The sequence below is a fragment of the Flavobacterium paronense genome, assembly GCF_030409795.1.
Taxonomy (GTDB): Bacteria; Bacteroidota; Bacteroidia; order Flavobacteriales; family Flavobacteriaceae; genus Flavobacterium; species Flavobacterium paronense.
Window position 1 is genome coordinate 1 of sequence record NZ_JAUFQN010000006.1, and the last position, 13,499, is coordinate 13,499.

General features: G+C 33.6%; 10 protein-coding genes and 6 pseudogenes. 11 read left to right on the top strand and 5 right to left on the bottom strand.

Going from position 1 to position 13,499, the window contains the following annotated elements; genetic code table 11:
* Positions 1 to 105: 105 nt before the first annotated feature.
* The 4 genes and pseudogenes from QWY90_RS00590 to QWY90_RS00605 form a co-directional block, all read right to left on the bottom strand.
* Positions 106 to 462 (bottom strand): hypothetical protein, encoded by a 357-nt coding sequence (locus tag QWY90_RS00590; RefSeq protein WP_290283904.1) that lies wholly within the window; start codon positions 460 to 462, stop codon positions 106 to 108.
* Between the two features lie 290 nt (positions 463 to 752).
* Positions 753 to 2,929, bottom strand: a pseudogene (locus QWY90_RS00595) (polyribonucleotide nucleotidyltransferase).
* 149 nt (positions 2,930 to 3,078) lie between these two features.
* Positions 3,079 to 3,302, bottom strand: a pseudogene (gene rpsO, locus QWY90_RS00600) (30S ribosomal protein S15).
* A gap of 123 nt (positions 3,303 to 3,425) precedes the next feature.
* Positions 3,426 to 4,175 (bottom strand): murein L,D-transpeptidase catalytic domain family protein, encoded by a 750-nt coding sequence (locus tag QWY90_RS00605; protein ID WP_439108568.1) that lies wholly within the window; start codon positions 4,173 to 4,175, stop codon positions 3,426 to 3,428.
* 147 nt (positions 4,176 to 4,322) lie between these two features.
* Between QWY90_RS00605 and QWY90_RS15760 the strand changes: the two genes are divergently transcribed.
* The 7 genes and pseudogenes from QWY90_RS15760 to QWY90_RS00625 all read left to right on the top strand — a co-directional run bounded on the left by QWY90_RS15760 (position 4,323) and on the right by QWY90_RS00625 (position 9,298).
* Positions 4,323 to 4,892: a carbohydrate binding family 9 domain-containing protein gene (locus QWY90_RS15760; protein ID WP_336622141.1), complete on the top strand. Its 570-nt coding sequence runs from the start codon at positions 4,323 to 4,325 to the stop codon at positions 4,890 to 4,892.
* A 133-nt stretch (positions 4,893 to 5,025) separates the two neighbouring features.
* Positions 5,026 to 5,817, top strand: a complete 792-nt coding sequence (locus QWY90_RS15765) for a DUF5916 domain-containing protein (RefSeq protein ID WP_336622142.1) — start codon at positions 5,026 to 5,028, stop codon at positions 5,815 to 5,817.
* An 11-nt stretch (positions 5,818 to 5,828) separates the two neighbouring features.
* Positions 5,829 to 6,767, top strand: a pseudogene (locus QWY90_RS15770) (DUF5916 domain-containing protein); the annotation flags it as partial.
* Positions 6,768 to 6,829: 62 nt separating this feature from the next.
* Positions 6,830 to 7,003: pseudogene (locus QWY90_RS15845) on the top strand (2,3-bisphosphoglycerate-independent phosphoglycerate mutase); the annotation flags it as partial.
* Between the two features lie 72 nt (positions 7,004 to 7,075).
* Positions 7,076 to 8,324 (top strand): annotated as a pseudogene (gpmI, locus tag QWY90_RS00615) (2,3-bisphosphoglycerate-independent phosphoglycerate mutase).
* Positions 8,325 to 8,545: 221 nt separating this feature from the next.
* On the top strand, positions 8,546 to 8,671 hold the full coding sequence (locus QWY90_RS00620; protein ID WP_290283906.1) for a hypothetical protein: 126 nt from the start codon (positions 8,546 to 8,548) through the stop codon (positions 8,669 to 8,671).
* A gap of 90 nt (positions 8,672 to 8,761) precedes the next feature.
* Positions 8,762 to 9,298 carry a hypothetical protein gene (locus QWY90_RS00625; protein WP_290283907.1) on the top strand — a complete coding sequence of 179 codons (537 nt, stop codon included), beginning with the start codon at positions 8,762 to 8,764 and terminating at the stop codon, positions 9,296 to 9,298.
* Positions 9,299 to 9,354: 56 nt separating this feature from the next.
* Here QWY90_RS00625 and QWY90_RS00630 read toward each other — a convergent pair.
* Positions 9,355 to 10,622, bottom strand: a pseudogene (locus QWY90_RS00630) (acetyl-CoA hydrolase/transferase family protein).
* Between the two features lie 156 nt (positions 10,623 to 10,778).
* Between QWY90_RS00630 and QWY90_RS00635 the strand changes: the two are divergent.
* The 4 genes from QWY90_RS00635 to QWY90_RS00645 all read left to right on the top strand — a co-directional run bounded on the left by QWY90_RS00635 (position 10,779) and on the right by QWY90_RS00645 (position 13,424).
* Positions 10,779 to 11,504 carry a DUF2490 domain-containing protein gene (locus QWY90_RS00635; RefSeq protein ID WP_290283908.1) on the top strand — a complete coding sequence of 242 codons (726 nt, stop codon included), beginning with the start codon at positions 10,779 to 10,781 and terminating at the stop codon, positions 11,502 to 11,504.
* 8 nt (positions 11,505 to 11,512) lie between these two features.
* Positions 11,513 to 11,836 carry a TetR/AcrR family transcriptional regulator gene (locus tag QWY90_RS16340; protein ID WP_439108569.1) on the top strand — a complete coding sequence of 108 codons (324 nt, stop codon included), beginning with the start codon at positions 11,513 to 11,515 and terminating at the stop codon, positions 11,834 to 11,836.
* Positions 11,837 to 11,970: 134 nt separating this feature from the next.
* Positions 11,971 to 12,189: a hypothetical protein gene (locus tag QWY90_RS16345; RefSeq protein WP_439108570.1), complete on the top strand. Its 219-nt coding sequence runs from the start codon at positions 11,971 to 11,973 to the stop codon at positions 12,187 to 12,189.
* A complete protein-coding gene (locus tag QWY90_RS00645; protein ID WP_290283909.1) occupies positions 12,186 to 13,424 on the top strand; it encodes an ATP-binding cassette domain-containing protein in 1,239 nt (412 codons plus the stop codon). The genes QWY90_RS16345 and QWY90_RS00645 overlap by 4 nt, the downstream gene beginning before the upstream one ends.
* Positions 13,425 to 13,499 lie beyond the last annotated feature (75 nt).

The window sequence follows — 13,499 nt, forward strand, 5'->3', positions numbered from 1 at the left end:
CTTGGTTTTGATTTGGATAATATTGAAAAGAAGTAGTAATGGCGGACTGCGTAAGCGAAATCAGTTTTTGATTTTGTATGTCTGCATTGACTTCATAGTCTTCCGTTAGGCTTGTGGTCGGATTGTAACCACTCCGTTTTCTTTAAATAACAATCCGTTTGAATCTTTAGTGAATGTTCTAAAAGTTGTGGTTTGACCATCAAGTTCATTATAATATTTTGAACTAACTGTTCCGTCACTATTATATAAATAAGTGAAATATAAAGCAGAAGTGGGCAAAAAAGTGTGTCTTCCAATAAGTCGACCTTGTGAATCGTAGTTTTCTTCGCGTTGTGCTGTCAACTCACCTAGATTTGAGAATGTCTGAAGAGTTTTTGTTAGACCATTAGTATTAATAACATTCTTTTCTAGAAATTGACCTTGATAATCAAAAGTTGAATCTGATACCACTTCAAAATTCACATAATGTCTTATGTTTTTTGTATTATAAGTTGGATTGCCCAAAATGTAGTGAAGGTTACTATTTTTTGAAGTTCTAATGATGTGTTGTCGTTTGATGAATTGCCACTATCACAAGATATTAATAGCATAAATAGACTTCCTAATACGATAAATTATAATTTTTCATAAAAATATTTTTTGAGGTTATTACTTAATAGTATTTAAAACTTGAAAAGGTTGCGTTATAGGTTAAAATAAAAAACCCCCGATTCAAAATCATGAATCGGGGGTTTTTATAATCAGTAAAAATATTATTTTCTGTCGTCGCGTCTTTCAGGACGTGGGCCACGATCTTCTCTCGCTGGAGCATTTTCATCTCTTGGAGGTCTTGGTAAAAGCGCTTTTCTGGACACTTTTTCTTTTCTTGTTTTTGGATCAACACCTAAGTATTTCACCATAAACACATCACCCATGTTTACTACGTCAGAAACATTTTCTGTTCTTTCCCAAGCTAGTTCAGAAACGTGAAGTAATACTTCGTTCCCAGGAGCTTCTGTATATTCTACAACTGCACCAAAGTCAAGCATTTTATTACTTTTACTTCATAAGCTTCACCTACTTGAGGTTTGAAAATTATAGAGTCAATTTTAGCTAAAACAGCTGCAATTCCGTCAGGATCAGTTCCAAGAATTTCTACAACACCTTGCTCATCAACTTCATTAATTACGATTGTACAACCAGTAGCTTTTGTAATTCCTGAATCACTTTTCCACCAGGTCCTATTAAGGCACCAATAAAGTTTCCAGGAATAGTACGCATGATGATTTTTGGAGCGTGAACTTTAACGTCAGCATTTGGTTTCGCCAATGTTTCAGTCAATTTTCCTAAGATATGTAAACGTCCATCACGAGCCTGAGCCAAAGCCTGCTCCATAATTTCGTATTTCAATCCGTCAATTTTGATGTCCATTTGACAAGCTGTAATTCCTTCAGAAGTTCCGGTTACTTTGAAATCCATATCACCTAAATGATCTTCATCACCTAAGATATCTGATAAAACTGCGAAACGATCACCATCAGTAATCAATCCCATTGCGATTCCTGAAACCGGACGAATCATTTGAACTCCAGCATCCATTAATGCTAATGTACCAGCACAAACAGTCGCCATAGAAGATGAACCGTTTGATTCCAATACTTCAGAAACAATTCTGATGGTATATGGATTTTCAGCAGGAATCATATTTTTCAATGCACGTTGTGCCAAGTTTCCGTGACCAACCTCTCTTCTTGAAGTTCCTCTTAACGGACGAGCTTCTCCTGTTGAAAATGGCGGGAAATTATAGTGTAAATAGAATTTTTCTTCTCCTTGTTCAGATGGTGAATCAATTTGGTTTGCTTCTCTGGAAGTTCCTAAGTTGCTGTTGCCAATGCCTGAGTTTCACCACGTGTAAATAATGCCGAACCGTGAACTGATGGTAAATAATCTACTTCACACCAGATTGGTCTGATTTCGGTAGTTTTTCTTCCGTCTAAACGAGTTCCTAAATCTAAAGTTACGTTACGAACGCTTCTTTGTTGACTTTGTAGAAATATTTTCCAACTAAATCTCCATTTTCAGCTAATTCTTCTTCTGTAAATAAGGCTTTTACTTCTTCTTTTACAGCATCAAATGCAGCGCCACGTTCTTGTTTAGCCGAACCTTTGCTTGCAATAGCGTAAATTTTATCATAAGCCGCTGCCTTTACTTTAGCGTAAATAGCCTCGTCTGATTTTCTTGTTCATATTCGCGAACTTCTTTCTTTCCAAATGCTGCTGCCAATCTTTCCTGAGCTGCGATTTGTACTTTAATATGTTCGTGTGCAATTTAATTGCCTCTACCATTTCTTTTTCTGAAATCTCTTTCATTTCACCTTCTACCATCGCGATAGAATCTGTTGAAGCTCCAATCATCATATCAATATCTGATAATTCTAATTGTGCACGAGATGGATTGATGATGAATTTTCCATCAATTCTTCCAACTCTAGCTTCAGAAATTAAAGTTTCAAAAGGAATGTCAGACAAAGCAAGTGCTGCCGAAGCGGCTAATCCTGCTAATGCATCTGGCATTACATCTTCGTCATGAGACATCAACTGAATCATAACCTGAACTTCTGCGTGGTAATCACTAGGGAAAGTGGGCGCAATACACGGTCAACTAATCTCATGGTAAGCACTTCGTTGTCACTTGGACGCGCTTCTCTTTTAAAGAAACCTCCAGGAAAACGACCTGCTGCTGCAAATTTCTCGCGATAATCTACCGTAAGAGGTAAGAAATCGATACCTGGACTTGCTTTTCTTGAGGATACTACTGTTCCTAAAATAACAGTTTTTCCAATTCTAACTACTACAGATCCGTCGGCTTGTTTGGCTAAACGACCTGTCTCGATTGTGATGCTTCTGCCATCACCTAAATCGATTTTTTCTACAAATAATTGTGGAATCATAAATTTTTCCTTTTTAATTTTACATTGGTTCCTGCCTGTCGACAGATTAGTTGTGTTGTAGTAGTTGTTGTTTGTAACCCAATGAAAAACCGAAACTTTTCTTCTTTTTAACCTAAAAAAAAGAGGCGCGTGGCACCTCTTTATATTGATTATTTTCTAATATTCAATTCTTTGATAATCTCACGATATCTGTTTATCTCTTTTTTCTTCAAGTAATCAAGAAGACTTCTTCTTTTACCTACCAAAGTACTAACGAACGCTCAGTGTTGTAATCGTGACGATTTTTTTTCAAGTGCTCCGTTAAGTGAGAGATTCTAAATGTGAACAATGCGATTTGAACTGAGCTACTTCCGCAATGCGAATGCAAATATATAGAATAACATTCTTTCGATGCAAGTTTTTTTCAAAAAAATACCGACTTATTTAAACCAAAAGAATTTACTATTGTAAGTCATTTGTAATGAAAATGTTGTGAAACATTTGCTAAGCATAAAATTTAAGCAGTTAATCTTGAAATTATTTCGTGCGTTGCAGAAGGATGATAAATAAATAAACAAGATTTATTTTTTATCACATTGATAATTTTTGCATTCATTTCAACAGGGATAGCAGGACAACCCTGACTTCTACCTAATCTCTTATTTTGTTTTATAAACGATTCAGAAACATAGTCAGCACCATGAACTACAACAGCTCTTTCTCTTGCTTTATCATTTAATCCTTTTTCAAGTCCGTCTAATTTCAACGACAAACCATGTTTGCCATCATAAATTTCACCTGTGGCATAAAATCCAATACTGCTTTTGAATGATTCTGCCTGATTAGAAAATTGGGCAGCAAACTCTTCACCCGTATTTCTTCCATGCGCTACTAAAGTATTGAACAATATCATATTTCTATCTAAATCAATAACCCAAAGACGCTTCATGTTTGAAGACAAGCTAAAATCGACTAGTGTTAAGACATTTTTTTGAACAAGACCTTTTTCTTTTAACAAATGAAATCCATCCAATGCTAAATTGAAACAATCAAAACTTGGAAGCACAAAAGAATTAGCATCTAATTGATTATAAACAGATACATTTTTTGAAACCGCAGTAGTTTCTGTTTTAATACTAGTTTTTATAGAATTTGTTTTGCTAGGGAGATTGGTAAAAGACATGAACAAAACAACAAAAAACAAAGAAAATGATTTATAATTCATTGATAATATTAGGTTTAAAATTAGATTTGGTATTACAAACATAAACTAAATATTGAAAAATAAAAATATTTTAAGCTTTATTAAGCTAAACTTAAGAATATAAACCATTGTCGTTGAATGATTTTATTAATTTCAAAAGTTGTAATTATGAATTAATTATTTACTTTTGTTAGACTAACTAGACCTCAAATGCCCAAATATTCATGCTATTTCATTTGCATAATTTTGCTTTTTACAGGCAAAATATTGGGTCAAAAAAAAACACTTCAAACTCAATTTACCGATGAAAAAATTACAATCGATGGTAAATTTGATGAAGCTGCATGGAAGTTTGCTCAAACCGCAACCGATTTTGTGATGGTAGCACCTTATAACGGTGTGCCAATTCCACCAGAAAAAAAAACCGACGTAAAAGTCATTTACACAAATGAAGCCATTTTTGTTGCCGCAACTTTATATGATGAAGAACCAAATGCAATTTCTAAAGAACTAACCGAAAGAGATAATTTTGCAACGGCTGATCATTTTGGTGTGCAACTCAATGGTTATAATGATGGGCAGCAAGAATTTAGGTTTTTTGTTAGTGCGGCTGGAGTTCAAATAGATGTTTTTTATACCGAAGCTAATGGTGAAGATGTTTCATGGAATGCTATTTGGGAAAGTAAAACGCAGATTACCAATTTTGGTTGGGTTGTTGAAATGAGAATTCCTTATGCTGCACTTCGATTTTCGACTGCAAAAAACAAACTTGGGGATTGAATTTTTACAGAGAAATTAGACGCGATAATCAGCAATATACTTGGAATAGAATACAAAACGATATAAGTTCTGAAAGTAATCAAGCGGGAATTCTAGAAGGTATCGAAACATAAAAACACCAACAAGATTATTTTTGATTCCTTTTTCTTCATACTATTTAAACGCAAGTAAAAATCAAAAAACATACGGTGAATTAAAAGGAGGATTAGACATTAAGTATGGTATTAATGATGCCTACACACTCGATGCTATTTTAATTCCTGATTTTGGGCAAACCAAATTTGACAATGTCGAATTAAACCTCAGTGCTTTTGAGCAACAATTTGCTGAAAACAGGCCTTTTTTTACTGAAGGAACAGACTTGTTTAACAAAGGTGATTTGCTTTATACCCGAAGGATTGGAGAAAGCCCATCAATGGAATTAGCCAATAACGAAACAATTGATAAATTCCCAAGCACTATAAAATTAATAAATGCCTTAAAAATATCAGGCAGAAATAAAAGTGGTCTTGGAATAGGTGTATTAAACGCAGTCACAGAACAAACTAGTGTTGTGGTCAAAAATACAGATACAAATCAGACTAGATTAGAAACTTTAGCACCCGTTACCAATTATAATGTTTTTGTACTTGACCAACGCTTTAACAAAAACTCATCTGTTTCATTAGTAAATACAAACGTAACTCGTAACGGACAATTTAGAGATGCCAATGTTTCTGCTTTAGTTTGGGATTTAAACACAAGAACAAATTCATTTCAAGCGCAAGGAAATTTTCAATTCAGTCAAATTAATGATGTTGATAATACCAATGGTTTCAAATCTTATTTCGAATTCAATAAAACCAAAGGTAAGTATCGGTTTGGTGTTGGCGGAACCTATGTTTCAAAAGACTACGACAACAATGATTTAGGTATTAATTTTTAACACATTATCATTCTTTTTATGGAAATGCAAGTTACCGAATTTTAAAACCCAACAAAACGTTCAACACTTTTAAATTGAGTTTAAATGCTTCCTCTGAAATTGATAATAATTCTGGCAAAACACAAGCTAATAATATAGATATAAGTCTAATTACCTATAGTATAAAAAATGACTATTTTGGATTCGCGCTTAAATCTAGACCCTTTAAAATTTATGATTTCTATGAAGCACGTTCTATTGACGATTCAAAATTTGTGATTTATCCCGAAAGTATTGAGAGTGTATTTAACTTTTCATCTAATTACCTTAGAAAATTTGCATTAGATTTTAATCCAACCATAACTTTTTTAAACGAAAAAGACAGAATAAATTATGGTGTTTTAATAAGTCCAAGATATCGTTTTAATGATCATATCTCTTTGATTTATAGTTTTAAATTTTCAAGGCAAAACAAAAATATTGGTTGGGTTGACTTTGATGAGGATGGCAATACCATTTTTGCAAGAAGAAACAGAATTACCTATACAAACACCTTGCAGGGGAAATATTCTCTAAATAGTAATATGAATTTCAATTTAACAGTTCGTCATTATTGGTCTTTTGCTGTTAATGATGACTATTTGACCCTACAAGATGACGGAACTTTTACCGATAATTTACTTTATAATAACAACAAAAACTCAAATTTAAACACTTGGAATTTAGACTTTTCTTATTCCTGGTGGTTTGCGCCTGGAAGTCAAATTTCTATTTTGTATAGAAATAAATCTTCTTTATTTAGTAGAGAATACAGTCACCAATTTGAAAGCAATTTTAGAGATGCAATCGACAATCAAAATTTGAGTCATTCCCTTTCAATAAGCGTTCGCTATTTTATAGATTACAATTCGTTGAAAAATTCTAAGTTTTCCAAATCGTTTACAAAACCAAAGGAAATAATACATTTCTAAAACTTAACTTTTAGCTTTATCTTTGTTTAAAATAATTTGCCATGAACAAAAAAGTAATTCTTATGATATTGGACGGTTGGGGAAAATCTCCTGACCCAAAAGTTTCTGCTATTGACAATGCCAATGTCCCTTTTATAAATAGTTTATATCAAAAATATCCTAACGCGCAATTACGAACTGACGGACTTAATGTTGGTCTGCCTGAAGGTCAAATGGGAAACAGTGAGGTTGGCCATATGAATCTTGGTGCTGGAAGAATTGTTTATCAGGATTTGGCAAAAATAAATCTGGCGGTCAAAAACAAAACCATGAGTCAAGAACAGCCTTTGATTGATGCTTTTAATTATGCCAAAAGTAATAACAAAGCGGTTCACTTTTTAGGATTGGTTTCTGATGGTGGTGTGCATTCACACACGTCACATCTTCGAAGTTTAATTGATGCTTCACAGGATTTTGGTTTGGATAGAGTATTTGTTCACGCATTCACCGATGGTCGCGATGTAGACCCAAAATCTGGGAAAAATATATTCAGGATTTAGAAAACTATATTCAAAACTCTACCGTGAAATTAGCTACTGTAGTTGGTCGTTATTATGCTATGGATAGAGATAAACGTTGGAACGCATCAAACTTGCATACGATTTATTGGTAAATGGAATAGGAAAACACAGCTCAAATTTAGTCGAAAGCATAGCCGAAAGTTATGCCAATACCGTTACCGATGAATTTATTCTTCCGTTAACCGCTGTTGATATTGATGACAAACCAATTGCCACTATACAAAATGATGATGTAGTAATTTTCTTCAATTTTAGAACTGATAGAGGACGTGAATTGACCGAAGCACTCTCGCAAAAAGATTTTCACGAGCACAACATGCATAAATTGAATTTGTATTATGTTACGATGACTAATTATAATGATACCTATCAAAACGTTCATGTAATATATGACAAAGACAACATCACTGAAACACTTGGCGAAATATTAGAAAAACATAACAAAACACAAATTCGTATTGCCGAAACTGAGAAATATCCTCACGTTACTTTCTTTTTCTCGGGCGGAAGAGAACAGCCTTTTCATGGCGAAACCCGAATATTAAGAAACTCACCAAAGGTTGCAACCTACGATTTACAACCCGAAATGAGCGCTTTTGAATTAAAGGATGCCTTGGTACCAGAGCTTAAAGAAGGTAAAGTAGATTTTGTTTGCCTCAACTTTGCCAATGGCGATATGGTGGGACACACTGGTGTTATGGCTGCCGCAATTAAAGCTTGCGAAGCCGTTGATGCCTGCGTAAAAGAAGTGGTAGAAGCTGCCCTTGAAAATAATTATACGACGATTATCATAGCTGACCATGGCAATTGTGAAACGATGATAAATCCGGATGGAAGTCCGAATACCGCACACACCACTAACCCAGTGCCGATAATTTTAGTAGATAAAGAACTTAAAACCATACACGATGGCGTTTTGGGCGACCTTGCTCCTACCATTTTAGAATTAATGGGAATTGAAAAACCAGCAGTAATGACAAGTCATTCGCTATTATAGCAGCTCATTTTCTATACAATATAGCCTTTCAGATGAGAGGCTTTTTTTATGGAAAATCTTTTGCTTTCGAGTAGATTTTGCTGTGGCATCGTTTTTGATAATTCTATAGTGAGTCTATAATAAGTCTATAACGAATCTATAAGAAATAGCTTTTTTTATAAAGTTATTATAGATTTAGTACAGAAATATTATAGATATGTATAAATCTAAATTAGGAAATCATGGCAAGAATAAACAAAAACAAATTGATTAGTGGCGCTATTGGAAACATAGTTTTCCGTGATGTGAGAAAAAAACAATTATACAACAGAAACGTAAGGACATTAAACAGACAACCGATACTATAATTAGTGGGTCTGAGTTTCGAAAATGCAGTAGCTGGGCAAAATGCTGCGTATAGGCTGACCTCATTTTTGGCAAATCACACGGATCACTATATGTACAGCCGTCTGGCCGGACAAGTATACAAGGCAATACAGTTAAATACTGCCTTGCCAAAAGGCATGCGTACGCCGGTAAACAGCACTATGGATTTGCTAACGGGTTTTGAGTTTAACACCTACTCCCCCTTTACCAAGTACTTTGCTCCCGAAATAGCTGCTTTGTTAAACGACCAAAACCAAGTGGTCGTAACGGTTCCTGCCTTTAACCCAAAAACAGCTATGCGTTTCGCCAAAGGCACCGAAAAAGCCGAGCTGCTACTTTATGTTCTAGGGACCAACTTTGAAGATAACACTAAATACACTGAAGCGTTCACTAGGCTCCCAATAGAAAAAAAGGAAGAAACCCTAACCGAAACCGTTTGGACCAGTCCTGTACTTCCTGAGGGACAACTGCTACTGGTTTGTGCCAAACTGTTCTTTTACACTACCACTAAATTTACCGAAAAGAATTATGTAAATAACAAAGAGTGTAGCCCTGCTAAAGTGATTGCCGTTAAAATTGAGAAGAGAAAACCAGTAACCACTCGATGAATAGGATGGCTACCCTATTAAAAAAGAAAGCCCCGATAACTCGGGGCTTCTTTTTTTTATCTCAACATATCAAAATACGCTCTTTCAACACTTTCCTGATGCGTAGGATGTGCAATTTTGACCATTTCGGTTACCCGTTGTTTTAGTGTTTTACCATATAAATTGGCTATGCCGTTTTCGGTAATAATGTATTGCACATGAGCCCGTGTTGATACAACTCCGGCGCCTTGTTTTAAATAAGGAACAATTCTACTTTCTCCTCTTTTGGTAATAGAAGGCAAGGCAATAATCGCTTTTCCGCCATCGCTTAAAGAGGCACCGCGAATGAAATCCATTTGACCGCCAACACCAGAGTACATTTTGGCTCCAATGGAATCGGCACAAACTTGCCCGGTTACATCCACTTCAATAGCTGAATTAATAGCAACCATCTTTGGGTTTTTCGAATTCGAGCTGTGTCATTAACCATTGAAGATTCTTTCATTTCAATAAATGGATTGTCATTTACATAATCATAAAGACGTTTTGAACCCATTAAAAAAGTAGCCAAAACTCTTCCGCGTAATGTGCCTTTATAATTGCAATTGATAACATCGCTTTCAATCAAATCGATCACACCGTCAGAAAACATTTCAGAATGTATTCCTAAGTCTTTATGGTTTTTTAATTTGCTTAATGCTGCATCAGGAATAGAACCAATTCCCATTTGCAGTGTACTTCTGTCTTCTATCAAAGAGGCGATAAATCCTCCTATTTTTTCTTCCTCTTTAGTGAAAGGGATTACATCATGAGCAAAAATTGGCACATCAACCTCAACCAAATAATCAATTTCGGACACATGAATAATTCCGTCTCCAAAAGTTCTTGGCATTTGTAGATTGACTTGTGCAATCACAATTTTGGCATTTTCAATAGCGGCAACAGTAGCTTCTATAGAAACTCCCAGTGAACAATAACCATGTTTATCAGGAGGAGATACATGAATAAAAACCACATCAATGGGCAACACATTTTTACGAAATAAGTAAGGCAACTCGCTAAGAAAAACTGGCGTATAAGAACCATTTCCTGCAGCTAAAGTATGGCGAACATTACCACCAATAAAAAAAGAATTTACATGAAAACTTTCTGATAAATCAGGATTGGCATAGGCAGCTTCGCCTTCGGTATGCAAATGACAAACCTCAACATTGCGAAGTTCTGATGCTCGTTCGGCTAAGGCTTTGGTTAAAATGGTTGGGGTTGCCGCGGCTGCCTGAACGTAAACTCTATCATTAGATTTTACGACTTTGACCGCTTCGGATGCTGTAACATATTTGCTCATAACTAAAATATTTATCCAAAAATAAGACTCTAATTTAAGGAAAAACATGATAAAACTCATTTTGGATAAAATAAAAAGTTGTAAATAAAAGTTAAAATTTCATTAATAATAGTATTACTATTATATTTGCAAATAAATTTACTATTTTAATGAAATATGAGGTTAAAACAATTACTTATTCTACTAGTCATTATTTGTACTAACACTTTGGTTTTTTCTCAAAACAAAAATGGTTTAGGCTCTTGGAATATTCTTAATATAACAATGAAAGCAAGTCCAAAATGGAGTTTATTTACAGAAGGTCAAATTAGAAGTTTATCATTTTATGATGAGTTTCATTATTATGAATTAAAATTTGGATTGACCTATAAAATAAAGCCAAATTTTTCCGTTACAACAGGCATTGGAGATTATAACACCTACAGCGAAGGAGGGAATTTTGAATCACCAATACAAAATAATGAAATTCGAACTTGGTTTCAAGTGAATTTAAAAAACCCTTTTGATTATATTGTTTTTGAACATCGATACCGAGCAGAACAAAGATTTACTTCAAATGATTACAGAAATAGATTTAGATATAGATTATCAGCAGTGATTCCGTTACAAGGAAAAAAAATCGAATCAAAAACATTTTATCTAACAGCGTGGAATGAAATTTCTTTACTGACAAAGAACCTTTTTTTTGAGAGAAACAGAGTTTTCATGGGTGGCGGATATGAGTTCTCAGAAAATTTAGCACTTCAAACGGGTTATATTTATCAATATGATTATAAGATTAATGATGAAACAGGTCGCGATTTTTTTAATATCGCATTACTTTACAATTTTGATTTAAAACAAAGAGGGAAACATGATTTTCATCCTTCAACAAATGATTAAGAAAAGCTATGGATAATTTACTTTTATCATTAAAGATAAAAATCAATAACAAAACATACGTCAAAGACCCTGAGACATCAACGCTTGGTAAAAAAATCATTAAGGAAAGTATTCTTTTAATGGATGAAATTGGTTTTGAAAATTTTACTTTCAAAAAACTTGGAGAACGAATTGGCTCTAATGAAAGTTCTATTTATCGTTACTTTGAAAGCAAGCACAAGTTGCTCGTTTATCTTTCCTCTTGGTATTGGGGTTGGATGGAATATCGGTTAGTTTTTGAAACTAATAACATTGAAAATCCTTTAGAAAAACTAAAAAAGCAATTTCTATAGTCACTGAAAAAGTTGAGGACGACAGCAAAACAGAGCATATTAATGAAGCGATTCTAAATAAGATTATTATAGCAGAATTTAGCAAAACACTTCATAATAAAGAAGTTGATGAAGAAAACAAACAAGGCTTCTTCTTGATATATAAAAGAGTAATTAACCGTTTAGTTGAAATGATTGAAGCCTATAATCCAAATTATGCATTTTCAAAAAGTTTAGCTTCCTCAATTGTAGAAGGTTCTCTACATCAGCATTTTTTAAAAATTCATTTGAAACCATTACCAACAGTGATGAAGATAATTCACCCACAAATTTTTTATTTACATTTAATTGAAAACACATTAAATAGAGCATGATACATTCACCTTTACAACGTTTGATTAATTTACTTAAACTTGACAGAAAAGATATTTCTCAAGTATTTTTTTATGCCATTTTTTCGGGACTGATTAGTTTGTCATTGCCATTAGGAATTCAAGCCATTATTAATTTAATCCAATCCGGAAGAGTTAGTGTTTCATGGATTGTATTAGTAATGATTGTCATAGTTGGGGTTGCTTTAGTTGGATTACTATCATTGATGCAACTCAGAATTATGGAAAATTTGCAACAAAAAATATTTGTCCGTTCTTCCTTTGAGTTTGGTTATCGATTGCCAAAAATAAAACATGAAGCACTCTATAATCAGCATTTACCAGAGTTAGCCAATCGTTTTTTTGACACTATAACTATTCAAAAAGGAGCTTCAAAATTATTAATTGATTTTTCAACTGCCTTGCTGCAAATCACTTTTGGTATAATATTGCTGTCCCTTTATCATCCATTCTTTATATTCTTCGGAATCTTATTACTGTTATTACTTTATGGAATATTCAAATTTTCCTATAATGCTGGACTTTCTACAAGCTTAAAAGAATCAAAATACAAGTACAGAGTGGTGAGTTGGCTACAGGAAATAGGAAAAAATAATTTTAGTTTTCGTAAAAAAAACAATTTCGAATTTGCTCTTTCAAAAAATGACAAACTTGTTGGTCAATATTTAAACTATAGAGAAAGTCATTTTGGAATTATAAAAAGACAATACATACAACTCATAATTTTTAAAATTATAATAACAGCCGGACTATTATTTATTGGCGGCTATTTAGTTTTAAATCAGAAAATGAATATTGGACAATTTGTAGCTGCTGAGATTGTGATTTTATTAGTAATTAATTCAGTCGAAAAGATTATAGTTGGTTTAGAAACTTTATATGATGTCTTAACAGCTGTTGAAAAAATTGGACAAATAACCGATTTGGAAATGGAAGAAACAGTATCGGAAGAGAGTAATATTTGTTATAATAACATCACATTAGAAATAGATAATATCAAATTCAAATTTCCAGACAGCAATGATTATGTTTTAAATGCTATCAATTTGAAAATTGAGCAATCTGAAAAAGTGTATCTAGAAGGCAATAACGGTTCAGGAAAAACAACGCTTCTTCGAATATTGTCAGGCTTATTAAAACCAAATATAGGTTCTCTATTTATAAATGATGATACCTATAGGAAAATAGATTTGAATCATATCGTTCACAAATTGTGAACTATAATTAGTGGCGAAACTCCTTTTGAAGGAACAATTCATGAAAATATAACCTTCAACAATCGTCTGTTAGTC

What these genes read in the sequence shown, in the direction of transcription:
- QWY90_RS00605 (WP_439108568.1), bottom strand. Translation starts at nt 4,175, where the DNA reads ATGTTTGTAATACCAAATCTAATTTTAAACCTAATATTATCAATGAAT.
- QWY90_RS15760 (WP_336622141.1), top strand. Translation starts at nt 4,323, where the DNA reads ATGCCCAAATATTCATGCTATTTCATTTGCATAATTTTGCTTTTTACA.
- QWY90_RS00620 (WP_290283906.1), top strand. Translation starts at nt 8,546, where the DNA reads ATGGCAAGAATAAACAAAAACAAATTGATTAGTGGCGCTATTGGAAAC.
- QWY90_RS00625 (WP_290283907.1), top strand. Translation starts at nt 8,762, where the DNA reads ATGTACAGCCGTCTGGCCGGACAAGTATACAAGGCAATACAGTTAAAT.
- QWY90_RS00635 (WP_290283908.1), top strand. Translation starts at nt 10,779, where the DNA reads ATGAGGTTAAAACAATTACTTATTCTACTAGTCATTATTTGTACTAAC.
- QWY90_RS16340 (WP_439108569.1), top strand. Translation starts at nt 11,513, where the DNA reads ATGGATAATTTACTTTTATCATTAAAGATAAAAATCAATAACAAAACA.
- QWY90_RS00645 (WP_290283909.1), top strand. Translation starts at nt 12,186, where the DNA reads ATGATACATTCACCTTTACAACGTTTGATTAATTTACTTAAACTTGAC.